Source organism: Enterobacter sp. Crenshaw (assembly GCF_024734705.1).
In the GTDB taxonomy this organism is placed as follows: domain Bacteria; phylum Pseudomonadota; class Gammaproteobacteria; order Enterobacterales; family Enterobacteriaceae; genus Enterobacter; species Enterobacter asburiae_B.
In genome coordinates this window covers 119882-145727 of the sequence record NZ_CP102932.1, presented here as the reverse complement: position 1 = coordinate 145727, position 25846 = coordinate 119882, and the positions used below count along the sequence as shown (strand labels likewise).

General features: G+C 55.3%; 25 protein-coding genes. 16 read left to right on the top strand and 9 right to left on the bottom strand.

Annotation, left to right across the window (positions count from 1 at the left end; all coding sequences use genetic code 11):
* The first annotated feature begins 138 nt into the window (after positions 1–138).
* The 5 genes from lldP (at position 139) to trmL (ending at position 5790) form a co-directional block, all read left to right on the top strand.
* Positions 139–1794, top strand: coding sequence for an L-lactate permease (lldP, locus tag NWV12_RS00655; protein ID WP_048980283.1), 1656 nt, complete (start codon positions 139–141; stop codon positions 1792–1794).
* Positions 1791–2564: a transcriptional regulator LldR gene (gene lldR / locus NWV12_RS00650; RefSeq protein WP_023294814.1), complete on the top strand. Its 774-nt coding sequence runs from the start codon at positions 1791–1793 to the stop codon at positions 2562–2564. The genes lldP and lldR overlap by 4 nt, the downstream gene beginning before the upstream one ends.
* On the top strand, positions 2561–3748 hold the full coding sequence (lldD, locus tag NWV12_RS00645; RefSeq protein WP_029740822.1) for a quinone-dependent L-lactate dehydrogenase: 1188 nt from the start codon (positions 2561–2563) through the stop codon (positions 3746–3748). Before lldR ends, lldD begins: the two co-directional genes overlap by 4 nt.
* Before the next feature lie 182 nt (positions 3749–3930).
* On the top strand, positions 3931–5271 hold the full coding sequence (locus NWV12_RS00640) for an aromatic acid/H+ symport family MFS transporter (protein WP_048980282.1): 1341 nt from the start codon (positions 3931–3933) through the stop codon (positions 5269–5271).
* A gap of 45 nt (positions 5272–5316) precedes the next feature.
* The gene (gene trmL / locus NWV12_RS00635; protein WP_048980280.1) at positions 5317–5790 is read left to right on the top strand and encodes a tRNA (uridine(34)/cytosine(34)/5-carboxymethylaminomethyluridine(34)-2'-O)-methyltransferase TrmL; all 474 of its coding nucleotides are present in this window, start codon (positions 5317–5319) and stop codon (positions 5788–5790) included.
* Here trmL and cysE read toward each other — a convergent pair.
* The 5 genes from cysE to NWV12_RS00610 all read right to left on the bottom strand — a co-directional run bounded on the left by cysE (position 5787) and on the right by NWV12_RS00610 (position 8896).
* Positions 5787–6608, bottom strand: a complete 822-nt coding sequence (gene cysE, locus NWV12_RS00630; protein WP_008502718.1) for a serine O-acetyltransferase — start codon at positions 6606–6608, stop codon at positions 5787–5789. The two genes, trmL and cysE, sit on opposite strands and share 4 nt — an antisense overlap.
* Before the next feature lie 74 nt (positions 6609–6682).
* Positions 6683–7702, bottom strand: a complete 1020-nt coding sequence (gene gpsA / locus NWV12_RS00625) for an NAD(P)H-dependent glycerol-3-phosphate dehydrogenase (protein ID WP_023309915.1) — start codon at positions 7700–7702, stop codon at positions 6683–6685.
* A complete protein-coding gene (gene secB, locus NWV12_RS00620; RefSeq protein WP_003860835.1) occupies positions 7702–8169 on the bottom strand; it encodes a protein-export chaperone SecB in 468 nt (155 codons plus the stop codon). Before secB ends, gpsA begins: the two co-directional genes overlap by 1 nt.
* Positions 8170–8201: 32 nt before the next feature.
* Positions 8202–8453 (bottom strand): glutaredoxin 3, encoded by a 252-nt coding sequence (grxC, locus tag NWV12_RS00615; protein ID WP_048980279.1) that lies wholly within the window; start codon positions 8451–8453, stop codon positions 8202–8204.
* Between the two features lie 11 nt (positions 8454–8464).
* The gene (locus NWV12_RS00610) at positions 8465–8896 is read right to left on the bottom strand and encodes a rhodanese-like domain-containing protein (RefSeq protein WP_023309913.1); all 432 of its coding nucleotides are present in this window, start codon (positions 8894–8896) and stop codon (positions 8465–8467) included.
* A gap of 247 nt (positions 8897–9143) precedes the next feature.
* Here NWV12_RS00610 and gpmM point away from each other — a divergent pair, with 247 nt between their 5' ends.
* Genes gpmM through NWV12_RS00595 form a run of 3 tightly spaced genes read left to right on the top strand, consistent with a single transcriptional unit; the run spans position 9144 to position 12917 of the window.
* Entirely contained in the window at positions 9144–10688 is a 1545-nt protein-coding gene (gene gpmM, locus NWV12_RS00605) for a 2,3-bisphosphoglycerate-independent phosphoglycerate mutase (RefSeq protein ID WP_048980278.1), read from the top strand.
* 33 nt (positions 10689–10721) lie between these two features.
* Positions 10722–11981: a murein hydrolase activator EnvC gene (gene envC / locus NWV12_RS00600; protein ID WP_229231479.1), complete on the top strand. Its 1260-nt coding sequence runs from the start codon at positions 10722–10724 to the stop codon at positions 11979–11981.
* 3 nt (positions 11982–11984) lie between these two features.
* Positions 11985–12917, top strand: coding sequence for a divergent polysaccharide deacetylase family protein (locus NWV12_RS00595; protein ID WP_047059721.1), 933 nt, complete (start codon positions 11985–11987; stop codon positions 12915–12917).
* 3 nt (positions 12918–12920) lie between these two features.
* Here the strand turns inward: NWV12_RS00595 and NWV12_RS00590 are convergent, their stop codons facing one another.
* Positions 12921–13721 carry a glycosyltransferase family 2 protein gene (locus tag NWV12_RS00590; RefSeq protein WP_048980275.1) on the bottom strand — a complete coding sequence of 267 codons (801 nt, stop codon included), beginning with the start codon at positions 13719–13721 and terminating at the stop codon, positions 12921–12923.
* Positions 13722–13926: 205 nt separating this feature from the next.
* Between NWV12_RS00590 and NWV12_RS00585 the strand changes: the two genes are divergently transcribed.
* Both NWV12_RS00585 and NWV12_RS00580 read left to right on the top strand, forming a co-directional pair.
* Positions 13927–15132 (top strand): glycosyltransferase, encoded by a 1206-nt coding sequence (locus NWV12_RS00585; protein ID WP_048980273.1) that lies wholly within the window; start codon positions 13927–13929, stop codon positions 15130–15132.
* A 15-nt stretch (positions 15133–15147) separates the two neighbouring features.
* Positions 15148–16062: a hypothetical protein gene (locus NWV12_RS00580; RefSeq protein ID WP_048980272.1), complete on the top strand. Its 915-nt coding sequence runs from the start codon at positions 15148–15150 to the stop codon at positions 16060–16062.
* A 27-nt stretch (positions 16063–16089) separates the two neighbouring features.
* Here the strand turns inward: NWV12_RS00580 and tdh are convergent, their stop codons facing one another.
* A complete protein-coding gene (tdh, locus tag NWV12_RS00575) occupies positions 16090–17118 on the bottom strand; it encodes an L-threonine 3-dehydrogenase (protein ID WP_023309906.1) in 1029 nt (342 codons plus the stop codon).
* A 9-nt stretch (positions 17119–17127) separates the two neighbouring features.
* Positions 17128–18324: a glycine C-acetyltransferase gene (gene kbl, locus NWV12_RS00570; RefSeq protein WP_024906617.1), complete on the bottom strand. Its 1197-nt coding sequence runs from the start codon at positions 18322–18324 to the stop codon at positions 17128–17130.
* Between the two features lie 215 nt (positions 18325–18539).
* Between kbl and rfaD the strand changes: the two genes are divergently transcribed.
* From rfaD to NWV12_RS00540, 6 genes are read left to right on the top strand one after another with little or no spacing between them, the layout of a single operon-like run.
* Positions 18540–19472, top strand: coding sequence for an ADP-glyceromanno-heptose 6-epimerase (gene rfaD / locus NWV12_RS00565; RefSeq protein WP_008502707.1), 933 nt, complete (start codon positions 18540–18542; stop codon positions 19470–19472).
* Between the two features lie 2 nt (positions 19473–19474).
* Positions 19475–20521 carry an ADP-heptose--LPS heptosyltransferase RfaF gene (gene rfaF / locus NWV12_RS00560; RefSeq protein WP_048980271.1) on the top strand — a complete coding sequence of 349 codons (1047 nt, stop codon included), beginning with the start codon at positions 19475–19477 and terminating at the stop codon, positions 20519–20521.
* Positions 20522–20524: 3 nt separating this feature from the next.
* Complete coding sequence (rfaC, locus tag NWV12_RS00555) at positions 20525–21508, top strand: lipopolysaccharide heptosyltransferase RfaC (RefSeq protein ID WP_048980270.1); 984 nt, start codon at positions 20525–20527, stop codon at positions 21506–21508.
* A 3-nt stretch (positions 21509–21511) separates the two neighbouring features.
* A complete protein-coding gene (locus NWV12_RS00550; RefSeq protein ID WP_048980268.1) occupies positions 21512–22621 on the top strand; it encodes a glycosyltransferase family 9 protein in 1110 nt (369 codons plus the stop codon).
* Between the two features lie 5 nt (positions 22622–22626).
* Positions 22627–23535: a glycosyltransferase family 2 protein gene (locus tag NWV12_RS00545; RefSeq protein WP_048980266.1), complete on the top strand. Its 909-nt coding sequence runs from the start codon at positions 22627–22629 to the stop codon at positions 23533–23535.
* Positions 23523–24734, top strand: a complete 1212-nt coding sequence (locus NWV12_RS00540) for an O-antigen ligase (RefSeq protein ID WP_048980265.1) — start codon at positions 23523–23525, stop codon at positions 24732–24734. Before NWV12_RS00545 ends, NWV12_RS00540 begins: the two co-directional genes overlap by 13 nt.
* A 23-nt stretch (positions 24735–24757) precedes the next feature.
* On the opposite strand, the gene NWV12_RS00535 is transcribed toward NWV12_RS00540, so the two are convergent.
* A complete protein-coding gene (locus NWV12_RS00535) occupies positions 24758–25714 on the bottom strand; it encodes a polysaccharide deacetylase family protein (RefSeq protein WP_048980263.1) in 957 nt (318 codons plus the stop codon).
* Positions 25715–25846 lie beyond the last annotated feature (132 nt).

Here is a 25846-nt window from a genome sequence, read left to right as displayed (position 1 = left end):
CCATAACATTTGGTTAACCATTCATTGTCATTAACCCTACAACACAACATTGGCAGGACCACTTTTACACAACCTGTGACGCAGAGTTGAGCGGAGACTCACCCGCAGCGCAGGCTGTCTGGTCCCCAGGAGACCTGCATGAGCCTCTGGCAACAAAACTACGACCCGGCCGGAAATATCTGGCTGTCGAGCCTGATCGCATCGCTTCCGATCCTGTTCTTCTTCTTTGCGCTGATTAAGCTCAAGCTGAAGGGCTACCTCGCCGCGACGTATACCGTTGCTATCGCCCTGATGGTGGCGCTGTTCTTCTATAAAATGCCGGTCGATCGCGCGCTGGCCTCCGTCGTCTATGGTTTCTTCTACGGCCTGTGGCCAATTGCGTGGATCATCATCGCGGCGGTGTTTGTCTATAAAATCTCGGTGAAAACCGGGCAGTTCGACATAATCCGCTCGTCGATTCTTTCCATCACGCCGGACCAGCGCCTGCAGATGCTGATTGTCGGCTTCTCCTTCGGGGCATTTCTGGAAGGTGCGGCAGGCTTTGGCGCACCGGTGGCGATCACCGCCGCGCTGCTGGTCGGGCTGGGCTTTAACCCGCTCTATGCCGCGGGCCTGTGCCTGATTGTGAACACCGCGCCGGTTGCGTTTGGCGCGATGGGTATTCCGATTCTGGTGGCCGGACAGGTCACCGGGCTGGACAGCTTCGAGATCGGCCAGATGGTCGGCCGCCAGCTGCCCTTCCTGACCATTATCGTCCTGTTCTGGATCATGGCGATTATGGACGGCTGGCGCGGCGTGAAGGAGACCTGGCCTGCGGTGATGGTGGCGGGCGGTTCGTTCGCTATCGCTCAATACCTCAGCTCGAACTTCCTCGGCCCGGAGCTGCCGGACATCATCTCTTCGCTGGTGTCGCTGGTCTGTCTGACGCTGTTCCTGAAGCGCTGGCAGCCGGTGCGTATTTTCCGCTTCGCCGACATGGGCGCCTCGCAGGTTGATCAAACCCTGGCCCGTACGGGCTATACGGCAGGACAGGTGATCCGCGCCTGGTCGCCGTTCCTGTTCCTGACCGCAACGGTCACCCTGTGGAGCATTCCGCCGTTTAAAGCCCTGTTCGCCCCGGGCGGCGCGCTGTACGACATGGTGATTAACATCTCCGTACCGTTCCTCGACAAGATGGTCGCCCGTATGCCGCCGGTGGTGCACGCCGCTACGCCGTATGCCGCGGTCTATAAATTCGACTGGTTCTCCGCCACCGGTACCGCCATCCTGTTTGCCGCGATCCTTTCCGTAGTGTGGCTGCGCATGAAGCCTGCGGACGCGGTGCAGACCTTTGCCGCGACCATTAAAGAGCTGATGCTGCCGATTTACTCCATCGGCATGGTGCTGGCGTTCGCGTTTATCTCGAACTACTCCGGCCTGTCATCGACGCTGGCGCTGGCGCTGGCCCATACCAGCCACGCCTTCACCTTCTTCTCGCCGTTCCTCGGCTGGCTGGGGGTATTCCTGACCGGTTCCGATACCTCGTCTAACGCCCTGTTTGCCGCGCTGCAGGCAACGGCAGCCCAGCAGATTGGCGTGTCGGATGTCCTGCTGGTGGCCGCGAATACCACCGGCGGCGTGACCGGGAAAATGATCTCTCCACAATCCATCGCCATTGCCTGTGCGGCGGTGGGACTGGTCGGTAAAGAGTCGGATCTGTTCCGCTTTACCGTGAAACACAGCCTGATATTCACCTGTATGGTCGGGGTGATCACCACCCTGCAGGCCTATGTCTTAACCTGGATGATCCCATGATAGTGATGCCCAGACGCCTGTCCGACGAGATTGCCTCTCGCGTACGGGCGCTGATTGAAGAACAACAGCTTGAAGCGGGCATGAAGTTGCCCGCCGAACGCCAGCTTGCCGCCCAGCTTGGCGTGTCGCGCAATTCACTGCGCGAGGCGCTGGCGACGCTGGTCAGCGAAGGCGTGCTGGTGAGCCGTCGCGGCGGCGGCACCTTTGTGCGCTGGCAGCATGACGACTGGTCCGAGCAAAACATCGTGCAGCCCCTGAAGACGCTGATGGAGAACGACCCGGACTACAGCTTCGACATCCTTGAAGCGCGTCACGCCATCGAAACCAGTACCGCCTGGCACGCGGCCATGCGGGCAACCGACGCCGACAAAGAGAAACTCATCGCCTGCTTTGAGGCCACGCAAAGCAGCGACCCGGACATCGCCTCCCAGGCGGACGTGCGTTTTCACCTGGCGATTGCCGAGGCGTCGCACAACGTGGTGCTTCTGCAGACCATGCGCGGGTTCTTCGACCTGCTGCAATCCTCCGTGAAGCAGAGCCGCCAGCGCATGTATCTGGTTCCGCCGGTGTTTGCCCAGCTCACAGAACAGCACGAGGCGGTGCTCAACGCCATTCTGGCCGGTGATGCCGAGGCCGCACGCAAAGCGATGATGGCGCATCTCGGTTTCGTGCACACCACCATTAAACGATTCGATGAAGACCAGGCCCGACAGGCGCGTATTACCCGTCTGCCTGGCGACAGTGATATTTCCAGGGAGAACAAAGCATGATTATTTCAGCAGCCAGTGACTATCGCGCCGCGGCGCAGCGCATTTTGCCCCCGTTCCTGTTCCACTATATCGATGGTGGGGCGTATGCCGAATACACCCTGCGCCGCAACGTGGAAGATCTGTCGGAAGTGGCCCTGCGCCAGCGCGTGCTGAAGAATATGTCTGACCTGAGCCTTGAGACAAAGCTGTTCAACGAAACGCTCTCCATGCCCGTGGCGCTCGCGCCTGTGGGCTTATGCGGCATGTATGCCCGCCGCGGTGAAGTGCAGGCTGCCGCTGCGGCGGATGCCAAAGGCATTCCGTTTACCCTCTCCACCGTGTCCGTCTGCCCGATTGAAGAGGTCGCCCCGACCATCAAGCGCCCGATGTGGTTCCAGCTGTACGTGCTGCGCGATCGCGGCTTTATGCGCAACGCGCTCGAGCGAGCCAAAGCGGCGGGCTGCTCCACGCTGGTCTTTACCGTCGATATGCCGACTCCCGGCGCGCGCTATCGTGATGCCCACTCCGGCATGAGCGGTCCGAATGCCGCGCTCCGCCGCTACTGGCAGGCCGTGACCCATCCGCAGTGGGCGTGGGATGTCGGCCTGAACGGTCGTCCGCACGATCTGGGCAATATCTCGGCTTACCTCGGTAAACCGACCGGGCTGGAAGATTACATCGGCTGGCTGGCGAACAACTTCGATCCGTCGATCTCGTGGAAAGACCTGGAGTGGATCCGCGAGTTCTGGGACGGCCCGATGGTGATCAAAGGGATCCTCGATCCGGAAGATGCCCGCGACGCGGTCCGCTTTGGCGCAGACGGGATTGTGGTCTCTAACCACGGCGGACGCCAGCTTGACGGTGTGCTCTCTTCCGCACGCGCCCTGCCGGCCATCGCCGATGCGGTGAAAGGCGATATTGCGATCCTGGCCGACAGCGGCATCCGCAACGGGCTGGACGTGGTGCGCATGATTGCGCTGGGCGCCGACAGCGTGCTGCTGGGGCGCGCGTATCTGTATGCGCTGGCGACGGCGGGCCAGGCAGGGGTGGCGAATCTGCTCAACCTGATCGAAAAAGAGATGAAGGTAGCGATGACGCTGACAGGTGCAAGAACGATTAGCGAAATCAGTAAGGATTCTCTGGTGCAGGAGTTAAGCAAATTACCGGCGGCGCTGGCGCCACTTGCTCAGGGAAACGCGGCCTAAATTCACCTCCGTTAATCCCCCTTTCTCACGCGCCCGATTTCCCCCTCGGGCGCTTTTTTACGCCAAAAATAACATCCAGATAACATATTGGATAAGAAAATTTGACATCCACCTGCCGTCCGCAATTGTATAGACAAGCAAATACAAGAACGCAAAAACAACATCAGATCGGAGTGGAGCGTATGGCGTATTCAGGTAAGGTGGATATTCAGCAGGTGATCGATGAGAGTCCCTTTTCAGGGTTTCACTGGCTGCTCATTGTGTTGGGCTTTCTGGTTCTGGCGATCGATGGTTTTGATACGGCGGCGATGGGTTACATCGCGCCTACGCTGTCGGCAGAATGGGGGATACACAAACAGGATCTGGGGCCGGTGCTGAGCGCGGCGCTGCTGGGGCTGTCGCTGGGCGCGCTGATTGCTGGTCCGGTATCGGACCGGATGGGTCGCAAGCGCGTGCTGGTCTTTTCGTGCCTGTTCTTCGGCCTTGCGAGCCTGGGGACGGCCTGGGCGCAAAGTCTGAATACGCTCACGCTGTGGCGCTTTCTGACGGGCTTGGGCCTCGGTGCCGCAATGCCTAACGCCATCACGCTGATCTCGGAGTTTGCCCCCCAGCGCTGTCGCGCCATGGCGATTAATACCATGTACTGCGGCTTCCCTCTGGGTGCGGCGGGCGGCGGCGCGATCTCTTCCTGGCTTATCCCCCATCACGGCTGGCGAAGCGTGCTGCTGACCGGGGCGATTGCGCCGCTGATTTTAACGCTGCTGCTGGCGCTGTTTTTACCGGAGTCCGTGAAGTTTCTGGTGCAGCGCGGGAAAGACGTCATGCAGGTCCGCCGTATCGCCAGCCGGTTCGCCCGCAGCACGCTGGATGGCGTCACGGGCTTTTTCCTGGCGGAGGAGAAAGTCGCCTCTAAAAAAGGGAGCGTGTCGCAGCTGTTTTCTATGCCCTGGCTGCCCGGCACCCTGATGCTGTGGGTGACCTATTTTATGGGGCTGGTGATTTACTACGTCCTGCTAAGCTGGATGCCGACGCTGATGCAGGGGATGGGCTATGCTCTGGCGGAATCCGCCTGGCTCACCTCGCTGTTCACCTTCGGCGGCACCGCAGGCATTCTGCTCGCGGGCTGGATGATGGACCGCTGGGAAGCGCATAAAGTTGTCGCGTGTGGTTTCGTGCTGACAATGGGCCTTATTCTTTTACTGGGTATTGAGCATAACCATATCGCTCTGTTTGGCGGGCTGATTTTCCTGATGGGGATCGCGATGAACGGCGCGCAATCGGGCATGCAAACCCTGGCCGCCACCTTTTACCCTACCGAGTGCCGCGCGACGGGCATCGCCTGGATGCAGGGGATCGGCCGCTTTGGCGGCGTGGCGGGAACCATGACCAGCGCCCAGCTTCTCGCTATGCAGTGGCAGGCAGACAGTATTTTAATGATCCTCAGCGTGCCCGCTCTGGTGGCCGCTGCGGCAACCCTCTACAAAATGCTGTACAGCCGCTCGCAGGAACCCGGCGTCGCGTAGTTCCTCTCTTTTCTGCTATTCTGCCCCCGCAATTAAGGGGGCAGCATGATTAACATCGTTTTATTCGAACCAGAAATTCCGCCAAATACCGGCAATATTATCCGCCTGTGTGCGAACACTGGTTTTCGTCTGCATATCATTGAGCCGATGGGCTTTACGTGGGACGACAAACGCCTGCGTCGCGCAGGGCTGGATTATCATGAATTTACCGCCGTCGTTCGCCATCACGATTACGCCGCGTTTCTGGAAGCCGAGAAGCCGCAGCGCATGTTCGCCCTGACCACCAAAGGCACGCCAGCGCATAGCGCCGTGAGCTATCAGGCAGGTGACTATCTGATGTTTGGCCCGGAAACCCGCGGCCTGCCGGCCACGATCCTGGATGCCCTGCCCGCTGAGCAGAAGATCCGTATTCCGATGATGCCGGACAGCCGCAGCATGAACCTGTCGAACGCGGTGTCGGTGGTGGTGTATGAAGCCTGGCGCCAGCTGGGGTATCCGGGCGCCATTCTCAGAAGTTAAATGCCGTCACCATACTCGAACGTATGGTGAATGCCGTTGAAGTGCTGATCCATGTCCATGGACGGCTTATCGCTGTCTGGTTTACCGACGATGCGCGCCGGTACGCCAGCGGCGGTGGTATGCGGCGGCACGGGCTGGAGCACCACGGAGCCTGCGCCGATCTTCGCGCCGCGCCCGACTTCGATATTGCCGAGGATTTTGGCACCCGCGCCAATCATCACCCCTTCACGGATTTTCGGATGGCGATCGCCGCTGGTTTTACCGGTACCGCCCAGGGTAACCGACTGCAGGATCGAGACGTCATCTTCAATGACCGCCGTTTCCCCGACGACAATCCCGGTGGCGTGGTCGAGCATGATCCCGCGGCCAATTTTCGCCGCCGGGTGAATATCGACCTGGAACGTCACGGAAACCTGGTTTTGCAGGAAGATCGCCAGCGCGCGACGGCCTTCATTCCACAGCCAGTGGCCGATGCGGTAAGCCTGCAGGGCGTGGAAGCCTTTCAGGTACAGCAGCGGCGTAGAATATTTATCGACCGCCGGGTCACGCGTGCGCACGGCTTGGATATCGCAGGCGGCAGAGGCGATCATTTCCGGGTCTGCGGCGTAAGCCTCTTCCACCACTTCACGAATGGCGATAGCAGGCATGATCGAGGAAGCCAGTTTGTTGGCGAGCATATAGCTCAGCGCGCTGCCGAGATTTTCGTGCTTGAGTAGCGTCGCGTGGTAGAAACTGGCCAGCATAGGCTCGCAGTCGGCCAGCGCCCGGGCTTCGGCTTTAATATTGTTCCAGACGATATCCAGTTCTTCACACGGCATTGCTTACTCCAGACGATAGTTAATGACCAGCCAGTTCTGCGCTGGCTGGGTCATTCAGGTGACAACGGTTCCGACTAGTTACTGCTGCGCTCGTCCTTGCGCGCGCGACCTAATAAGGTCAATGCTGCCTCGCGCGCATTTTTTCCGCAATACAATACCTGATAAATTTCCTCGGTTATTGGCATTTCGACACCGAAACGGTGCGCCAACTCGCGGACTTCTTTGGTATTGCGGTAGCCTTCAACCACCTGACCAATCTTCTCCTGCGCGCCTTTAACATCGCTGCCCTGTCCGAGCATCATGCCAAAGCGGCGGTTACGAGACTGGTTGTCGGTACAGGTCAGCACCAGGTCGCCCAGGCCAGCCATCCCCATAAAGGTGGCCGGATCGGCACCCAGCGCTTCGCCCAGGCGGGACATTTCGGTCAGCCCTCGGGTGATCAGCGCCGTACGCGCATTGGCACCAAAACCAATGCCGTCTGACATCCCGGCACCAATCGCAATCACGTTCTTCACCGCACCGCCCAGCTGCACGCCGATAAAATCGGGGTTGCTGTAGACGCGGAAGCTCTTGCCGCAGTGCAGCAGCTGTTGAAGATCGTCGGAGAAGGCCTGATCGGTGGAGGCCAGCGAAATCGCCGTTGGCAGGCCAGCGGCCAGCTCTTTGGCAAAGGTCGGGCCGGAGATGACCGCCAGCGGGATCTCATCACCCAGCGCTTCACGGGCAACGTCCTGCAGCAGGCGTCCGGTTTCGGCTTCCAGTCCTTTTGTCGCCCAGACAATGCGCGCATCCGGGCGCATCAGCGGCTTAATCTGACGGAGCACGTCGCCAAATACATGGCTCGGAACCACAATCAGAATGTTGCGGCTGGCCGCCAGCGCGGTCGCAAGGTCGCTTTCAAGGTGCAGGGAGTCGGGGAACGGAACGTCCGGAAGAAACGCCACGTTACAACGGTCGCGTTGCAGCGTTGCGATATGTTTTGGGTCGTGGCCCCAGAGAACCACTTCGTGACCATTTCTTGCCAGCGTGATGGCAAGAGCGGTGCCGTATGAGCCGGCACCGATCACAGTCATTGACGCATTAACAGTGCTCATCAGGCATCCTGATGTTGTTCAGCACCTTCGCCAGCTTGCTGCTGCAGATAGTTCATGAACAGCGCATCAAAGTTAACTGGCGCAAGGTTCAGTTGCGGGAATGTACCGCGAGAAACCAGGCTGGTGATGCATTCACGCGCATACGGGAACAGAATGTTCGGGCAGTACGCACCCAGGCAATGCGCCATCTGGTTGCCTTCGATACCGCCGATAGAGAAGATGCCGCCCTGCTGTACTTCACACAGGAATGCAGTTTCTTCACCCAGAGATGCGGTAACGGTCACACGCAGCACGACTTCATACACGTCATCTGCCAGTTGGGTAGATGCGGTATCCAGATCAAGTTTAACCTCTGGCTGCCAATCTTTCTGGAAAACATGTGGCGCATTTGGCGCTTCGAAAGAGACGTCCTTGGTGTAGATACGCTGGATCTGGAAAGTCATCTCGGTGTTGTTTTGTTCTGACATGGAAATACCCTTTTTAATTGTCCTAAAGTCTCTTAGCTCAGCAGCGGATCGAGTCCACCACGGGCGTCGAGCGCATACAAGTCATCACAGCCGCCAATGTGCTGCGCATCAATAAAAATCTGCGGAACCGTCGTGCGACCACTACGTTTGATCATCTCTTCGCGTTTAATCGCGTCACCGTCGATCGGCAGTTCCTGGAACGTGACGCCTTTGCTGTTCAACAGCGCTTTCGCACGATGACAGAACGGGCACGTCACTTTGGTATAGATCTCAATATTGGCCATGACTGAACTCCTTATTTACCGCGTACCAAAGGAAGATTTTCCCCGCTCCAGCCGGAAATACCTTCTTTCAGCACCGTTACGTTTTCGAAGCCTGCTTTATGAAGCGCGCTGGCAGATTCCTGTGCCTGCATGCCGGTCGCATCGACAACGATAATCGGCTGGGCTTTGTGTTTCTCAAGCTCACCGACGTTGTTCGCTTTGATTTCAGCTGGCAGCAGGTTGATTGCGCCCGCAATGTGACCTTTGCGGAAATCGTCACGCTGACGCAGATCGACCACGACGGCATCTTCTTTGTTGATCAGACGCGTCGCTTCACCACGGGTGATAACCTTAATTTTAGACGTCAGGCTCTTAAATGTGGTGAACAGCACAGCAGCCAGCAGGCCAATCCACGCGATGCTCAGAACCGGATGGCGGCTAACGAATTGCATAATTTCTTGCATGGAGGGTAACTACTCCCGACTAAGTGATAAAAAAAACCAGGACAGGAGTATACCTGTGCGTTCTGGCAAATACAGCCAGCGACCATAACCTAATCCATTTTCTGCGGCATGCCACCTAAAAAAATGCCTCAAAATGGTCTGGTGAACATCTTGCCCCTGCGCTTTCTTTGATCTTCTGCGGCTATTTGATCGATTCAGCTGTAGTAAAATTACGCAAATTTTGACTCTTGAGCATGAGGTTGTCGCAATGTCGGTTTCTAAAAAACCTATGGTACTGGTGATTCTGGATGGCTATGGCTACCGTGAAGATAGCCAGGATAACGCTATTTTCAACGCCAAAACTCCGGTCATGGATGCCCTGTGGGCGAAACGTCCGCATACGCTGATTGACGCGTCTGGCCTGGAAGTGGGCCTGCCGGACCGCCAGATGGGCAACTCCGAAGTCGGTCACGTAAACCTGGGCGCCGGGCGTATTGTGTATCAGGATCTGACGCGTCTGGACGTTGAAATTAAAGAACGCACCTTCTTCTCCAACCCAACGCTGTCTGGCGCGGTCGATAAAGCCGTTGCCGCTGGCAAGGCCGTACACATCATGGGCCTGCTCTCTGCTGGCGGCGTTCACAGCCACGAAGATCACATCATGGCGATGGTTGAACTGGCCGCCGAGCGCGGTGCAGAAAAACTCTATCTGCACGCCTTCCTGGACGGTCGCGATACGCCACCACGTAGCGCAAAAGGCTCTCTGCAAGCCTTCGAAGAGAAATTCGCCGCGCTGGGTAAAGGCCGCGTAGCGTCCATCATTGGCCGTTACTACGCTATGGACCGCGACAACCGCTGGGACCGCGTTGAACAGGCCTATGACCTGATGACCCTGGCAAAAGGTGAGTTCCAGTTCGCGACCGCCGTTGAGGCGCTGGAAGCGGCCTATGCACGTGATGAAAACGACGAATTCGTGAAAGCGTCCGTGATTCGTGCTGAAGGCCAGGCCGACGCCGCCATGGAAGATGGCGACGCGCTGATCTTCATGAACTTCCGCGCTGACCGCGCGCGTGAAATCACCCGTGCGTTCGTCAACAGCGACTTCGACGGTTTTGCCCGTAAGAAAGTGGTAAACCTCGATTTCATCCAGCTGACTGAATACGCCGCAGACATCAAAGCGCCTTGCGCGTATCCGCCAGCATCTCTGGCAAACACCTTTGGCGAGTGGATGGCGAAGAACGACAAAACGCAGCTGCGTATTTCCGAAACTGAAAAATACGCGCACGTGACCTTCTTCTTTAACGGCGGCGTTGAAGAGCCGTTCAAAGGCGAAGACCGCATTCTGATCAACTCTCCGAAAGTCGCTACCTACGATCTGCAGCCAGAAATGAGCTCTGCAGAATTGACGGAAAAACTGGTTGCGGCCATCAAGAGCGGTAAGTACGACACCATCATCTGTAACTACCCGAACGGCGACATGGTTGGGCATACTGGGGTGATGGAAGCGGCAGTGAAAGCGGTTGAAGCGCTGGACCACTGCGTTGAGCAGGTAGCGAAAGCGGTTGAATCCGTTGGCGGCCAGCTGCTGATCACAGCTGACCACGGTAACGCTGAACAGATGCGCGACCCGGCGACCGGCCAGGCGCACACGGCCCATACCAACCTGCCTGTTCCGCTGATTTATGTGGGTGATAAATCACTGAAAGCAGTGGAAGGCGGCAAGCTTTCTGACATCGCGCCAACCATGCTGTCGCTGATGGGTATGCCGATCCCTGAAGAGATGACTGGTAAGCCGCTGTTCATCGTGGAATAATCGCTCCCCATGAGGGGAAAGGCGATTTTTTCAATCACATGGGTCGTGAAGCCGCTTAGGTTATCAGTCAGACCTCTGTTTTACGCCAGCGCACTCAGCGCTGGCGTATTGCTGTGCGCCGCATCCGCCCACGCGGATGACCGCGACCAGCTGAAATCCATTCAGGCCGATATCGCCGCCAAAGAGCGTGCGGTACGCCAGCAGCAGCAGCAGCGCTCCGCCCTGCTCGCCCAGCTCAAGCAGCAGGAAGAGGCGATCTCCGCCGCCACGCGTAAACTCCGTGAAACGCAAAACACCCTCGCCCAGTTGAATAAACAGATCGACGAGATGAACGCGTCGATTGCCAAACTCGAGCGCCAGCGTGACGCGCAGGAGCGCAATCTTGCCGCACAGCTTGATGCCGCATTCCGTCAGGGTGAACATACCGGACTCCAGCTGATCCTCAGCGGCGAAGAGAGCCAGCGCGGCCAGCGCCTGCAGGCCTACTTTGGCTATCTCAACCAGGCGCGTCAGGAGACGATCGCGCAGCTGAAGCAGACGCGCGAAGAGGTCTCCACGCAAAAAGCCGAGCTGGAAGAGAAACAGAGCCAGCAACAAACTCTGCTCTACGATCAGCAGGCCCAGCAGGCGAAGCTTGAGCAGGCGCGCAACGAGCGTAAGAAAACCCTTTCCGGCCTTGAATCCTCCATTCAGGAAGGTCAGAGCCAGCTCAGCGAAATGCGCGCCAACGAATCAAAACTGCGTAACAGCATCGCCCGTGCGGAAGCGGCGGCGAAAGCGCGCGCCGAAAAAGAGGCTCGCGAGGCGCAGGCCGTTCGCGATAAGCAGCAGGAAGCATCCCGCAAAGGCACTACCTACAAGCCAAGCGAGAGCGAACGTTCCCTGATGTCGCGTACCGGCGGTTTGGGCTCTCCTCGCGGTCAGGCTTTCTGGCCCGTTCGCGGTTCAATTCTGCATCGCTATGGCGAACAGCTGCAGGGTGAGCTACGTTGGAAAGGGATAGTTATCGGTGCGTCTGAAGGTAGCGAAGTAAAAGCCATTGCCGATGGCCGCGTGATTCTGGCCGACTGGCTGCAGGGTTACGGTCTGGTGGTGGTGGTCGAACACGGTAAAGGTGACATGAGCCTTTACGGCTACAACCAGAGCGCGCTGGTCAGCGTCGGCACGCAGGTGCGCGCAGGCCAACCCATCGCCCTTGTGGGCAGCAGTGGCGGTCAGGGCCGCCCGTCACTCTATTTCGAAATTCGTCGCCAGGGTCAGGCGGTCAATCCACAGCCGTGGTTGGGAAGATAAGTTTTGCTTCAATTTCGTCGAATGGTTTTCTCCGTCGTCAGCGCGCTGGCGCTGGCTGCACCAGTATACGCAGGTAAACTCGCTATCGTGATTGATGACTTCGGTTATCGTCCACACTATGAAAATCAGGTGCTGGCGATGCCGTCGGCCATCTCTGTCGCCGTCCTTCCAAATGCGCCCCACGCGCGTGAGATGGCGACAAAAGCCCATAATAGCGGTCATCAGGTGCTGATCCACCTGCCGATGGCCCCGCTCAGCAAGCAGCCGCTGGAAAAAGATACTCTGCGCCCGGACATGAGCAGCGAGGAGATCGAGCGCATCATCCGCGACGCCTACAACAAAGTGCCGTATGCCGTAGGGCTGAACAACCATATGGGCAGCGCGATGACATCAAGCCTGTACGGGATGCTCAAAGTGATGCAGGCGCTGGAGCGTTACAACCTCTACTTCCTCGACAGCATGACCATCGGCAATAGCCAGGCGATGCGTGCCGCTCAGGGAACGGGCGTAAAGGTGATTAAGCGCAAGGTGTTCCTGGATGATACCCAGAACGAAGCCGATATCCGCATGCAGTTTAATCGCGCGGTACAGCTGGCCCGCCGCAATGGCTCAGCCATCGCCATCGGTCACCCGCACCCGTCTACCGTTCGCGTCCTGCAGCAGATGCTGCCGACCTTGCCTGCCGATATCACGCTGGTGCGTCCGAGCGATCTGCTGAACGAGCCGCAGGTAGATACCTCTACACCAAATTCTGCGCAGCCCGTCCCGACAGCGCCGCGTAATCCGTTCCGCGGTGTGAAGCGCTGTGTACCGAAGCAACCGCTTGAACCGGTCTATGCGACCCGCTTCTTCTCCGTCATCGGAGACAGCATCAGTAACAGTACCCTGGTGAAATACGTCCAGCAGCAGTGGCAGGGATGGGGTAAGAAAGCCTGACGCTTATTTCGCAATCTGAGAGTCCGTCTGCTCGTTAGCAACGGACTCTTTTTTTTCCTGATGCTGATACCAGGATTTGAAATACTTCAAAAAGCTATAGGCTGTGGCATACAGTCCCGTCGCCACCCCCACTTTGCCCTTACGCCAGGCGCCGCTAAACAGATACCATTTGAAAAAAGCCCCGATGGCGCTGATTACGCCGCGCCCTATAGAGGGCCGTATTTTTTGATGTTGAACCAGGCGGGTTGTATAACAATTTAATTTGTTAAAAAGCTCATGCAGCGTGGGAAACGTATCATGTTTTACATAACCCGCAATACGTTCACAACGGAGAAAACCTTCGACCTGATCGTCTACCGGCCTGTTATTAAACCGGGACTGTTTACGATTAAAAAGACGCACAGGATAATCAGGGGATGAAACTGGATAAATCGTCCGGACTTCTTCACCCAGAACAAACCAGTGGCGGCATATTCGCCATGCCATTCCGGGGTCTGGCTCATCGCCTGCTTTTAACGTTAAAACGGCATTAACCGTTTCCTGGTCAAGAATTTCGTCGCTGTCGATGCACAGGACCCAGTCATTGCTGGCTAAGGATATGGCATGGTTCATCTGCTCGCCATGCCAGCCAAATTTTTTATAGACAGGTAGCAGTCCAAAACTTTCACAAATATATCGTGTTTTGTCCGTACTGCCAGAATCGACCACGACAATTTCATCCGCTATTTTCAAAAGAGGCGGAATAACATCGTGCAATAATCTTTCAGAATTAAACGTTAATAAGCAGACCGTTATTTTAAACATTTTCCCACTCTCAATAGCAGCCTAAATTAATATTATTAATACTATATAAATGAGGAGAGACGATTAAAGTCCTGAATCACACTTTTCAAATAAGCACGCTTGAAATTTTGTCTAATTCTGAAGAGCAATAAAATAGAAAAATCTATTTTATTTCAACAGATTCTTTATAATGCAGTCAGATGAAGGGTAGCACACGGATTCAGACATGCCGCACAAAAGTAAAATTCTCCTCCTGGATACGGGTAAAGAATGGGGGGGAGGCACCAACAGTATGCTTGAGCTCCTGAAGCGAATCAATCGCGATAAATTCGATATTACCTGTTGTTTTTACAGTGATTATAGTCGTGCTGAAGGTGAGACAATTGGCCAGGTGCTCAACGGCATCGGCATCCCGCTCATCGTGATCCCTCAACGTCCGCAGCCGGTCTGGGCCAAATTGTTGAAGGAAGCGGGACGTAGCCTGCTGTTTTTCTCACGCAGCGCCCGCAAGGCATTGACGCGTAACGTGGATATCATGTGGCGCATCAGGCCTAACGTCAGCAAAATCGAGACCCTTTTCACGCAGGGCGGTTTCGATACGCTCTATATGAATAACCAGCCGGGCTCAAACGAGGAAGGCTATCTGGCGGCGGCGAACCTGCAGGCGCGGTTGATCCAGCACTGCCGCATTGAGCCCGTTTTGACCCCGCCGCTGGTAAAGCTGGTTAATGCCCATGCCACAAAAATCATCGCCGTCTCGCACGGCGTTGAACGCGTGTTGCTTCAGCATGGCGTCCGGCCCGAACTGTGTACGACGGTCAATAATGCCATCGACATCCACCAGCCTTTACCTGACCGACGCGCGATGCGCCAGCGCCTGAACATTGATGACGACACGTTTGTGTTCGGCAGTATCGGGTCGTTAATCCCTCGCAAAGCCAACCACCACACGCTGGAGGCGCTGGCACAGTTCAGCCAGAAGCATCCCGAGGCGAAATGGAAAATGGTGCTGGTCGGCGAAGGTGCCGAACGCCGCGCTTTAGCGGAACAGGCCCGAACGCTGGGAATTGAAAACCACGTCATCTTCACCGGTTTTCAGAATACCCCATTTGATTACCTCGCTACGTTTGACGCCTTTATTCTGGCCTCAAAAAGCGAAGGGCTACCGCGCGTGGTGCTGGAAGCGATGCTTCTCAATATCCCCGTGATTGGCTCTCAGGTGACCGGCACGGCGGAATTGATTGACCATGATTCGACAGGGCTGCTCTTCCCCTGGAGCGATGTTTCACAGCTTGCACAGCATCTGGACAATATCTGGGCAGACGCGGATCTGCGGGCTCGACTGGCGGCAGCTGCATACCAGAACGTCTGTCATACCTATGCCATCGAAAACTATGTCAGCGGTGTCGAAGCCGTGCTTGGCGCGCACTAACCAAACGAGATAACTATGTTTAAATTTCTTAATGCTCGCTATCGTCATATCACCGGGCGACACAACATTCCTTACAGCTCTCTGCCCGTGACGGGCGCACTTGCTGCGGTGGATTCTATTGTGATTCCGTGTACCGGCGCAGATTTCGTCGAAGAAGCATTACTCTCTGCCACCTTCGCGGAACGTTATGCCACCGGGGTAAGCGAAATCGTCATCGTCAGCGATCAGCCTGAATCCGCCTTTGGGATACTGCCGCCGAAAACACGCGTAGTGACCCTTAACCTTCCGGTTCGTGAGGAAGGTTACCGCTATAAGCAGATCTACCTCAGCCGTCTGGTGAAGCTTAACGCCCCGCTGCAGGCGCGCGGTGAAGGCGTATTGATGATCGATTCCGATCTCAACCTGCTCAAGATGCCCGAGATCAACATGGCCGATATGCACATCTACTCCAGCTTCCGTCAGGGCAAAATGATTGCCAAGCTGGACGGTGCGCCAGCGGAGAAAGTGCCGGCGTATTACAAAGAGACGGTGCGCCCATATCTGGTCGATCACGTTAACGGCGCGTTTCTTGCGGCAACTAAAAAAACCTGGCGCCGTATCTGCCCGCTGTGGCTGACGCTGTTCCAGGATACCTGGGAGCTGATGGACGACACGCAGCCGCCGACCGATCAGCTGCCGCTCGCCGCGCTGCTGGACATGCTGGATTTAAAAACGGTTAACCTGGGCGACTGGATGAACTGGCCAGTCTCCAAGAAGATCGGTGGTCAGGAAGCCGTTGTGCCGAAAGAGGTGATTGGCGCGCACGGCGGTTTCCCCCTCTCCGAATGGCAGAAGTATCTTGAATCGCCGGATAACAAACTGCTGTTCAAAGGTCAGGACTACACCCGCAAGGTGCGTTACCTGACGGACGAAGAGAAAAAGAATCAGTGAAAAAAGGGGCCTCAGGCCCCTTTTTGATTACTTATCCCAGCTCAGGATCACTTTCCCTGACTGGCCGGAACGCATCGCGTCAAAGCCCTGCTGGAACTCATCGATGGAGAAACGGTGAGTAATAATCGGGGACAGATCCAGACCGGACTGGATCAGCGCCGCCATCTTGTACCAGGTCTCGAACATCTCGCGGCCATAGATGCCCTTGATGAACAGCCCCTTGAAGATGACTTTGTTCCAGTCGATAGACATGTCTGACGGCGGAATACCCAGCATCGCGATACGGCCACCGTGGTTCATGGTGTCGAGCATGGTGCGAAATGCCGGCGGCGCGCCGGACATCTCCAGGCCAACGTCAAAGCCTTCGGTCATGCCCAGCTCTTCCATCACGTCGGTCAGGCTCTCTTTCGAGACATCTACCGCACGGGTGACGCCCATTTTGCGGGCCAGCGACAGACGGTATTCATTCACGTCGGTGATCACAACGTTGCGCGCGCCCACGTGCTTGGCCACAGCAGCGGCCATAATGCCGATTGGGCCCGCGCCGGAGACCAGCACGTCTTCACCGACCAGGTCGAAGGAAAGCGCCGTGTGCACCGCGTTGCCGAACGGGTCGAAGATGGAGGCCAGGTCGTCAGAGATATTGTCCGGAATTTTGAACGCGTTAAACGCCGGGATCACCAGGTATTCCGCGAAACAGCCCGGGCGGTTTACGCCCACGCCAATGGTATTACGGCACAGGTGCGTACGCCCGCCGCGGCAGTTACGGCAGTGGCCGCAGGTAATATGGCCTTCACCGGAGACGCGGTCGCCAATTTGGAAGCCTTTCACTTCCTGACCGATACCCACCACTTCACCGACATATTCGTGACCGACAACCATCGGTACCGGAATGGTTTTCTGCGACCACTGATCCCAGTTGTAGATGTGAACGTCAGTACCGCAGATGGCGGTTTTACGAATTTTGATCAGCAGATCGTTATGACCGACTTCCGGCTCCGGCACGTCGGTCATCCAAATCCCTTCTTCCGCTTTCAGTTTGGATAACGCTTTCATCACACGTCCTCAGGCAATTACGCCCAGCTGTTTGCCGATGCGGGTAAAGGCTTCCACCGCACGTTCAATTTGTTCAGGCGTATGCGCCGCAGACATCTGGGTGCGGATGCGCGCCTGACCTTTTGGTACCACCGGGAAGAAGAACCCGGTGACGTAAATCCCTTCTTTCTGCAGTTCGCGGGCAAATTGCTGCGCAACAACCGCATCGCCCAGCATCACCGGAATGATCGCGTGGTCAGCACCGGCCAGGGTAAACCCTGCGGCGCTCATTTTTTCACGGAACAGACGGGCGTTGGACCACAGGCGGTCGCGCAGCTCAGCGCCGGACTCCACCATCTCCAGCACCTTGATGGAGGCGGCAACAATGGCCGGCGCCAGGGAGTTGGAGAACAGGTACGGGCGAGAGCGCTGGCGCAGCCACTCGACCACCTCTTTACGCGCGGCGGTATAGCCGCCGGACGCGCCGCCGAGCGCTTTGCCCAGCGTACCGGTGATGATATCCACGCGGCCCATCACGTCACAGTATTCGTGGGAACCGCGGCCATTTTCGCCGACAAAACCGACCGCGTGAGAGTCATCTACCATCACCAGCGCGTCGTATTTATCCGCCAGGTCGCACACGCCCTTCAGGTTGGCGATCACGCCGTCCATAGAGAACACGCCGTCGGTGGCGATCAGCACGTGGCGAGCACCCGCTTCACGCGCCTCTTTCAGGCGCGCTTCCAGCTCGACCATGTCGTTGTTGGCGTAGCGGAAACGCTTAGCTTTACACAGGCGTACGCCGTCGATGATGGAGGCGTGGTTCAGGGCGTCGGAGATAATCGCATCTTCTGCGCCAAGCAGGGTCTCAAACAGACCGCCGTTGGCGTCGAAGCAGGAGGAGTACAGAATCGCGTCTTCCATTCCGAGGAAGCTCGCCAGCTTTTGCTCAAGCTGCTTGTGGCTGTCCTGCGTACCGCAGATAAAGCGTACGGAGGCCATGCCGAAACCGTGGGTGTCCATGCCGTTTTTTGCAGCGGCAATCAGCTCAGGGTGATTCGCAAGACCTAAGTAGTTGTTCGCACAAAAGTTGATCACATGGCTGCCGTCGGCAACGGTGATGTCCGCCTGCTGGGCAGACGTGATAATACGCTCTTCCTTGAACAACCCTTCCGCACGTGCGGTGTCGAGGTCGCTGTTTAACTGTTTGTAAAAATCACCACGCATTGCAATTCTCCAGACTCGGCAAATTTCGGGACATATTACCCAAACCTATAGTTCATGACGAGATGACACGTCATCTCTTGTCGTTTTTGCAGCATAAATCACGCGTACCCCTGCGCTGTGAAGGTGAATGGCTGAAGGGCAGCCATACTAATGATATGATAGAGACATTAGCGTCCGGGATTGTCCCCGGGCTCCACACTTCAAAGGTTACAGTTATGATCATCGTTACCGGCGGCGCGGGCTTTATCGGCAGCAATATTGTTAAGGCTCTCAATGACAAAGGCATCACCGACATCCTGGTGGTTGACAACCTGAAAGACGGCACCAAGTTCGTCAACCTGGTGGATCTGAACATCGCTGACTACATGGATAAAGAAGACTTCCTTATCCAGATTATGGCAGGTGAAGAGTTCGGCGAGATCGAAGCCATCTTCCACGAAGGTGCGTGTTCTTCCACCACAGAGTGGGACGGTAAGTACATGATGGACAACAACTATCAGTACTCCAAAGAGATCCTGCACTACTGCCTGGAGCGTGAAATTCCGTTCCTGTATGCCTCCTCCGCGGCAACCTACGGCGGCCGCACCTCGGACTTTATCGAGTCCCGCGAGTATGAGCAGCCGCTGAACGTCTACGGTTACTCCAAATTCCTGTTCGACGAATACGTGCGTCAGGTTCTGCCAGAAGCGAACTCGCAGATTGTCGGCTTCCGCTACTTCAACGTCTACGGACCGCGCGAAGGTCACAAAGGCAGCATGGCGAGCGTGGCATTCCACCTGAACACCCAGCTGAATAACGGCGAAAGCCCGAAACTGTTCGAGGGCAGCGACGGCTTTAAGCGCGACTTCGTTTACGTGGGCGACGTAGCCGCAGTGAACCTGTGGTTCTGGGAAAACGGCGTATCCGGCATCTTCAACCTGGGTACCGGCCGCGCAGAGTCCTTCCAGGCCGTGGCTGACGCAACGCTGGCGTATCACAAAAAAGGCAGCATCGAGTACATTCCGTTCCCTGACAAGCTGAAAGGCCGTTATCAGGCGTTCACCCAGGCCGATCTGACCAACCTGCGCGCCGCAGGCTACGACAAGCCGTTCAAGACCGTTGCCGAAGGCGTAACGGAATATATGGCCTGGCTGAACCGCGACGCGTAAGTATGAAGATTCTGGTGATCGGCCCGTCATGGGTGGGCGACATGATGATGTCGCAAAGTCTCTATCGCACGCTCAAGGCGCGTTATCCCCAGGCGATAATCGACGTGATGGCACCCGCGTGGTGCCGTCCGCTGTTGTCGCGTATGCCGGAAGTGAACGAGGCGATCCCGATGCCGCTTGGCCACGGGGCGCTGGAAATTGGCGAACGCCGCAAGCTCGGCCATAGCCTGCGCGACAAGCGCTACGATCGCGCGTATGTCCTGCCAAACTCCTTTAAATCCGCCCTTGTGCCTTTCTTTGCAGGTATCCCACATCGCACCGGCTGGCGCGGTGAAATGCGCTACGGCCTGCTGAACGATGCGCGGGTGCTGGATAAAGAGGCCTGGCCGCTGATGGTGGAGCGCTATGTGGCGCTGGCCTACGACAAAGGCGTGATGCGCAGTGCGAAAGACCTGCCGCAGCCGCTGCTGTGGCCACAGCTTCAGGTTAACGACGGTGAAAAATCCCAGACCTGTAACGCGTTTGGTCTATCGTCTGAACGCCCGATGATTGGCTTCTGCCCCGGCGCCGAGTTCGGCCCGGCAAAACGCTGGCCGCACTATCACTATGCGGAGCTGGCGAAACAGCTGATTGACGAAGGCTACCAGATTGTCCTGTTCGGTTCGGCAAAGGACCACGAGGCAGGCAACGAAATTCTCGCGACGCTCAGTAATGAACAGCAGGCCTGGTGCCGCAACCTGGCGGGAGAAACGCAGCTTGAACAGGCTGTTATTCTGATTGCCGCCTGTGAGGCCGTGGTCAGCAACGATTCGGGCCTGATGCACGTCGCCGCCGCGCTCAACCGCCCGCTGGTGGCGCTGTATGGCCCAAGTAGCCCGGACTTCACGCCCCCGCTTTCTCATAAAGCGCGCGTCATCCGCCTGATCACCGGCTATCACAAAGTACGCAAGGGCGATGCCGCAGAAGGCTACCATCAGAGCCTGATCGACATTACGCCAGAGCGCGTTCTCGAAGAGCTTAACGAACTGCTGTTGAGCGAAGAAGGATAACGAATGCGGGTACTGATCGTTAAAACCTCTTCGATGGGCGATGTTCTGCATACGCTCCCGTCACTGACGGACGCCATGCGGGCCATTCCCGACATTCGTTTTGACTGGGTGGTGGAAGAAGGCTTCGCGCAGATCCCCACCTGGCATGAAGCGGTTGACCGCGTGATCCCGGTGGCGATCCGCCGCTGGCGCAAAGCGTGGTTCTCCGCGCCGATTAAAGCCGAACGCAAAGCCTTCCGTGAGGCGGTGCAGGCACAGCATTACGACGCCATCATCGACGCCCAGGGGCTGGTGAAAAGCGCCGCGCTGGTGACGCGTCTGGCACACGGCGTAAAGCACGGCATGGACTGGCATACCGCCCGCGAACCGCTGGCGAGCCTGTTCTATAACCGTCGCCACCACATCGCAAAGCAACAGCATGCCGTAGAACGTACCCGCGAGCTGTTTGCAAAAAGCCTGGGCTATGTGAAACCGGAAACCCAGGGCGACTACGCCATTGCGCAGCACTTTTTGCGCAATACAGATCCCTGTGCTCAGCCTTATCTTGTCTTCCTGCATGCCACAACGCGCGACGATAAACACTGGCCGGAAACGCACTGGCGAAGCCTGATTGAACTAATGCAACCTACCGGCATCCATATTAAACTGCCCTGGGGCGCTGAACATGAGCGGCAGCGTGCAGAGCGTCTGGCAGCAGGCTTTTCACACGTCGAGGTATTGCCGAAACTCACGCTGGCGCAGGTTGCCGCGCAGCTGGCGGGAGCGAATGCTGTTGTTTCCGTTGATACAGGTTTAAGCCATTTAACCGCGGCGCTGGATCGTCCGAATATTACGATTTTTGGTCCGACCGATCCCGGATTGATTGGGGGTTACGGTAAAAACCAGCATCAGATGGTCAGCCCGACCCAGCAAACGAAGGATATCAGCGCAGATGCTATTTTTTCATTTTTACAGGGCAGCCGTTGGCTTTCCAACAGGGATATCTAACGCATGAGTTACGTATTTCTGCTGATTTTACTCTTTCCGGTGAAGCTTATCCGGAAGCTGTTCCGCAAAGAGACAGGTAAAAACCTGGTCATTCAGACAGCAAAAATCGGCGATTTTGTTAATGCAACGCCCCTTCTGGCATACCTGCAAAAAAGCGACGTGCTCATCAGTCGTAGCGTGGGTGCGCTGGCGAAGCATGATGAGACGATCGATGAGATTTTTTTTATCGAGCAGCATAAGCGTAACCTGTGGCGAAAGCTGGTCTTTGCCTGCCGGATCATGAACCGCTATGACAATGTCTATCTCCTGCAACCCAACAGCGTGAACCTCTTTTTCGCCTCCGCGTGTAACGCTAAAAACAAACAGTTTTTAAGCACATACACGCGCAGATGGTATCACGGTATTTTCTATGCAACGGCAGACGGTACTGTTGAACACGGTAAGAAGACTCTTTCAGTCACGAACTATCTCAAACTGGCCGATCGCACCTTAACCTGGCAAGACTCGCCAAAGCACGCCACAAAGCCACTTTTCAAACCTGCGACCTATCCGGCAATCCTCGATAAACCCGGCGTGATCCACATTGGTATCAGCGTAGCCGCCGGGAATAAAGCGAAAACCGTTCCGCCGGTCATCTGGAAGCAAATTGCCGATCGTCTCGCCGACCTGCCCTGCGAATTTTATGTGTTTGGCGCCCCGAATGAACAATCGTGGATGGATGATATCACCCGCGCTTACGGTGAACTGCCCAACTTTATTAACCTGATTGGCAAAATCTCGCTTGAAGAGCTGCCGTGGGCCATTTCTAAAATGGATTGCTATATCGCGTCTGATTCGGGGAATGTCTACATTGCCGATGCGGTAGGCGTGCCGGTAATCTTACTGTTCGGGCCTTGTTGCCACTATGAACAGCGTCCGCTGGGCAACGTATTGCTGATTGGTAATGATGACAACATTTGCTCATATGTTTTTGAAACACGATATTACTTCTCACAGAGCCGGGCAGAACTCTTCGCTGTAACAGACGAAGCGCTACGTGAACTCAAACACTTCATTTGCGAGTTACCCACAATTAATACAGACGCATACTCCTTTGATGCTCAGGGAAACTAATTATTATGGCTTTTCTAAGCATCATTATTGCCGCGCATAACGCCAAAGATACGCTTCACACTACGCTAGAAAGCCTGCAAAACGCGATTGAGGGTGCGAGGGATGATGTAGAGATCATTATCTTTAACGACAGTTCCAATGACTCAACGCAGGATATTATTGAAGCGTGGCTGCCAATGCTTCCGAATGCGCAATCCCGATACGTAGAGTACCGCAACGTAGGCCATGTTCGAAACAGTGCCCTCTCGCTGGCCACAGGTGAATACATCACCATGCTGGATAGCGATGACCGAATGAAACCGGGCAGCATCAGGGACGCTGTGGCGTTTCTCAAATCAGAGCGCCCTGATATGCTCCTGACGCGCCTGCTGGAAATTCGCGACACCAAAAAAATGACAGCCGACTGGCAGGGGTTCTCTCCTGTTGCTTTGTCACAACATGAGGCAATAAAGCGGTTCCTGCAGCACAAAGATTTTCAGGCACATCTCATCGGGCAATTCATTCATCGAAAATTGTATGTAAATAACCCGATTCCTTCGATGATTTGTTATGAAGATTTCGCCGTGTTTCCCGGCATGCTGATGCAATCGCGTAAAATAGTCTATCAGCGTCAGGGGCACTATTATTACATCAAACGTAACGACAGTTTGTCGAGCCGTCTCGACGCCAGTAAAATCGCTACGCTGGTTGATTGCACATTGCAAATGGAAGAAACATTCCCTCGTTCTTTTAAGCATCTTGTTAATTGTCACTGGTTTGATATCTACAGAAACCACCGGCAGCATCTGACTGACCTGCAACTCAAACTGGTTAAACAGCGGGTCAATGCACTTTATTCTCTCTCTTTCTTCTTTACCAGAGATGTACGTTTCAGCTACAAAAAAAGGGTCATTGAGGCATTATGGAAAAAGTAAAACTGCGGCTTTATCAGCTGACGCTGATTTTGAGCCTTATTTCGCTTGCGCTGGCGCTGCTGAGTTCAGGTAAGCAGCGAGAGTTTTTCTATATTGCGATTTATGCCAGCATTATCGGCTTAGCGTGCGAATATAAAAAAATCACAGTGCGTCCTTTTTCTATCGCATTGCCGATTTTATTGATTGGCCTGCTTAATCTTGGCTGGTATCTGGTGTATGAATATCATAGCGAAGGTCTGAACGTTTATAGCGATTATCTCGGTGCAAGTAAAAAATTAATTCTGGCAAGTATTCTCATTTTTTACCTTGACCGGTTTAAGTCTTATATTGATAGAGCATCCTTCCAGAAATATTTTTTATACGCCTCTGGTGCAGGGTTTATACTCGCCACTGGCTATGGCTTATGGCAGGCTTCACAGGGTATGGGGCGTATCGAGATGGCCATAAACCGTGCGACCGTGTCGGCCTATGTTTATTCTGTATTGTCACTGGCGTTTGTATACAGCCTTTATCTACAGAAAAATATCAAACTGTATGTAGCCGCAGGACTCATCATCTTAATATCTTATTTCGTCATTCTTCTAACGGGCACCCGTGCCGCAATGGGGTTATATCTACTCCTGGCGATTGTACTCACACTTTATCACTTCAGAAGAATACACCTTAAATCTACGCTGATTTTCTTATGTATTGTGGCGGGTATTGTTATTGTTAGCTACAAACCATTAATCCTACCCAAGCTACAACAAACACAAGCTGAAGTTGAAAGTTATCAAAAAGGTAATGATGCAACCTCGCTCGGCGCACGTTTCTCTATGTGGAGTGTTGGTATTCAAAACGGGCTGGCCCATCCTTTAGGGCAATCAGTTGAAGACCGCGAAATATGGACACAGCAATATGTGAAAGATGGGCATCCACACCTCGCGGCTGCCCTCGAGTTTATCAGGGTGCATCTGCACAATGAGTTTATTGAGAAATATTCTCTGCAGGGGATCCCAGGGCTGGCGATATTAGTGTTTTTCTATATATCGATGATCGTTTACGCCCTTAAAAACAGAAATGGCCTGCTGCTGACGACCATGCTTCTTTTATTACTCTATGGCCTGACTGACGTCATACTGTTGAGTTCTGAAGCTTTAATCTTCTTTGTCACCGTATTTGCGTTGAGTACCCCTTTTTCGCAAACCAAGCAACGCTAATGATAATGCCCGCCTGGCGGGCATTATTTTTTCTTGTACTGATAAAACTCCGCCAGCGTCATCCCTACCGTCTTATCGGATAACCAGCTAAAGAGCGTTTCTAAATCCTGATACAACCCTTCAATCGCCGCCTCATCTTTAAACGTTGGGCTTCCGCCAGGCATAAATTCCGACGAATGAAGCATAAACTCCACGTACTCACTTCCCTGCGACAGGCATTGCTGTGCGACCTGAATCATTTGCGCCGCATTCCCACCGGACGGTCTTAGCCAGCTCACAGAGGGAGAGCGATATTTACCGCGAAGCCTGTCGTAACCCTGTTTGATCGTGTTCAACCACGCCGGGTGTTTATACTGAATGCTCATCGGCACTTCGAGTAATGGGCTATTGCCTGCCCGGGAAATATTGTCTAAATCCATGAAATAGGCGTGGTCGGGGAAATGCTGATAATCCGTTCCGCCATTACCCTGTGGGGCGCCTTTCGCATTGCGCCAGTTCACGCGTGGCGTCACGGAGCAATCCACCTGGTAGCCCAGTTCAACGAGCAATTTTGCGTAGCGACTGTCAAATGCCCAACGTCCGGCACGGTGGCTTAACATTTTGGTCTGGAAGGTCTCTTCCAGCAGGCGTGTCATGAACAGCACTTTTTCGCGCATCACCTCATCCGAAAATTCAACCAGATAAGGCTGCCATCGCCAGTCATCGCCCGTGAGATCGTGTTCCGGCGGGCTATTCCATGCGTGAAGGTGCATTCCCACCTCCCCCTGACCGCGGGCGATTGCGTCCCTGGCGAATTCGATGAAAACGGGTTCGATCGCCATCTCGTAATTGGTCAGCCACACGGGCTTAAAGCCGAAACGCTCACAAAGCGCCTGGAAACGCGCCAGATAACGCGCATTTTCCGTTTTAATGACGCGGTGATTTTGCCAGAGATTATCGCCCTCAGTATCAATTGTGATGATAAACGCTGGTTTGTTCATAATGAGTCCGCAAGACAGGAAAGTTAGCGCTATGTTACGCACTCTCCAAAGCATGAGTAAACCCTTCCAGGGAAATTACTGAGATTATGGAGAAAGAGTGCAAGTCGCTATCAGGTCTATTAGAATTGCCAT

Excerpts from the sequence above, each read along its gene's own strand:
- lldP (WP_048980283.1), top strand. The coding sequence starts at position 139 with ATGAGCCTCTGGCAACAAAACTACGACCCGGCCGGAAATATCTGGCTG.
- lldR (WP_023294814.1), top strand. The coding sequence starts at position 1,791 with ATGATAGTGATGCCCAGACGCCTGTCCGACGAGATTGCCTCTCGCGTA.
- lldD (WP_029740822.1), top strand. The coding sequence starts at position 2,561 with ATGATTATTTCAGCAGCCAGTGACTATCGCGCCGCGGCGCAGCGCATT.
- NWV12_RS00640 (WP_048980282.1), top strand. The coding sequence starts at position 3,931 with ATGGCGTATTCAGGTAAGGTGGATATTCAGCAGGTGATCGATGAGAGT.
- trmL (WP_048980280.1), top strand. The coding sequence starts at position 5,317 with ATGATTAACATCGTTTTATTCGAACCAGAAATTCCGCCAAATACCGGC.
- cysE (WP_008502718.1), bottom strand. The coding sequence starts at position 6,608 with ATGCCGTGTGAAGAACTGGATATCGTCTGGAACAATATTAAAGCCGAA.
- gpsA (WP_023309915.1), bottom strand. The coding sequence starts at position 7,702 with ATGAGCACTGTTAATGCGTCAATGACTGTGATCGGTGCCGGCTCATAC.
- secB (WP_003860835.1), bottom strand. The coding sequence starts at position 8,169 with ATGTCAGAACAAAACAACACCGAGATGACTTTCCAGATCCAGCGTATC.
- grxC (WP_048980279.1), bottom strand. The coding sequence starts at position 8,453 with ATGGCCAATATTGAGATCTATACCAAAGTGACGTGCCCGTTCTGTCAT.
- NWV12_RS00610 (WP_023309913.1), bottom strand. The coding sequence starts at position 8,896 with ATGCAAGAAATTATGCAATTCGTTAGCCGCCATCCGGTTCTGAGCATC.
- gpmM (WP_048980278.1), top strand. The coding sequence starts at position 9,144 with ATGTCGGTTTCTAAAAAACCTATGGTACTGGTGATTCTGGATGGCTAT.
- NWV12_RS00590 (WP_048980275.1), bottom strand. The coding sequence starts at position 13,721 with ATGTTTAAAATAACGGTCTGCTTATTAACGTTTAATTCTGAAAGATTA.
- NWV12_RS00585 (WP_048980273.1), top strand. The coding sequence starts at position 13,927 with ATGCCGCACAAAAGTAAAATTCTCCTCCTGGATACGGGTAAAGAATGG.
- NWV12_RS00580 (WP_048980272.1), top strand. The coding sequence starts at position 15,148 with ATGTTTAAATTTCTTAATGCTCGCTATCGTCATATCACCGGGCGACAC.
- tdh (WP_023309906.1), bottom strand. The coding sequence starts at position 17,118 with ATGAAAGCGTTATCCAAACTGAAAGCGGAAGAAGGGATTTGGATGACC.
- kbl (WP_024906617.1), bottom strand. The coding sequence starts at position 18,324 with ATGCGTGGTGATTTTTACAAACAGTTAAACAGCGACCTCGACACCGCA.
- rfaD (WP_008502707.1), top strand. The coding sequence starts at position 18,540 with ATGATCATCGTTACCGGCGGCGCGGGCTTTATCGGCAGCAATATTGTT.
- rfaF (WP_048980271.1), top strand. The coding sequence starts at position 19,475 with ATGAAGATTCTGGTGATCGGCCCGTCATGGGTGGGCGACATGATGATG.
- rfaC (WP_048980270.1), top strand. The coding sequence starts at position 20,525 with ATGCGGGTACTGATCGTTAAAACCTCTTCGATGGGCGATGTTCTGCAT.
- NWV12_RS00550 (WP_048980268.1), top strand. The coding sequence starts at position 21,512 with ATGAGTTACGTATTTCTGCTGATTTTACTCTTTCCGGTGAAGCTTATC.
- NWV12_RS00545 (WP_048980266.1), top strand. The coding sequence starts at position 22,627 with ATGGCTTTTCTAAGCATCATTATTGCCGCGCATAACGCCAAAGATACG.
- NWV12_RS00540 (WP_048980265.1), top strand. The coding sequence starts at position 23,523 with ATGGAAAAAGTAAAACTGCGGCTTTATCAGCTGACGCTGATTTTGAGC.
- NWV12_RS00535 (WP_048980263.1), bottom strand. The coding sequence starts at position 25,714 with ATGAACAAACCAGCGTTTATCATCACAATTGATACTGAGGGCGATAAT.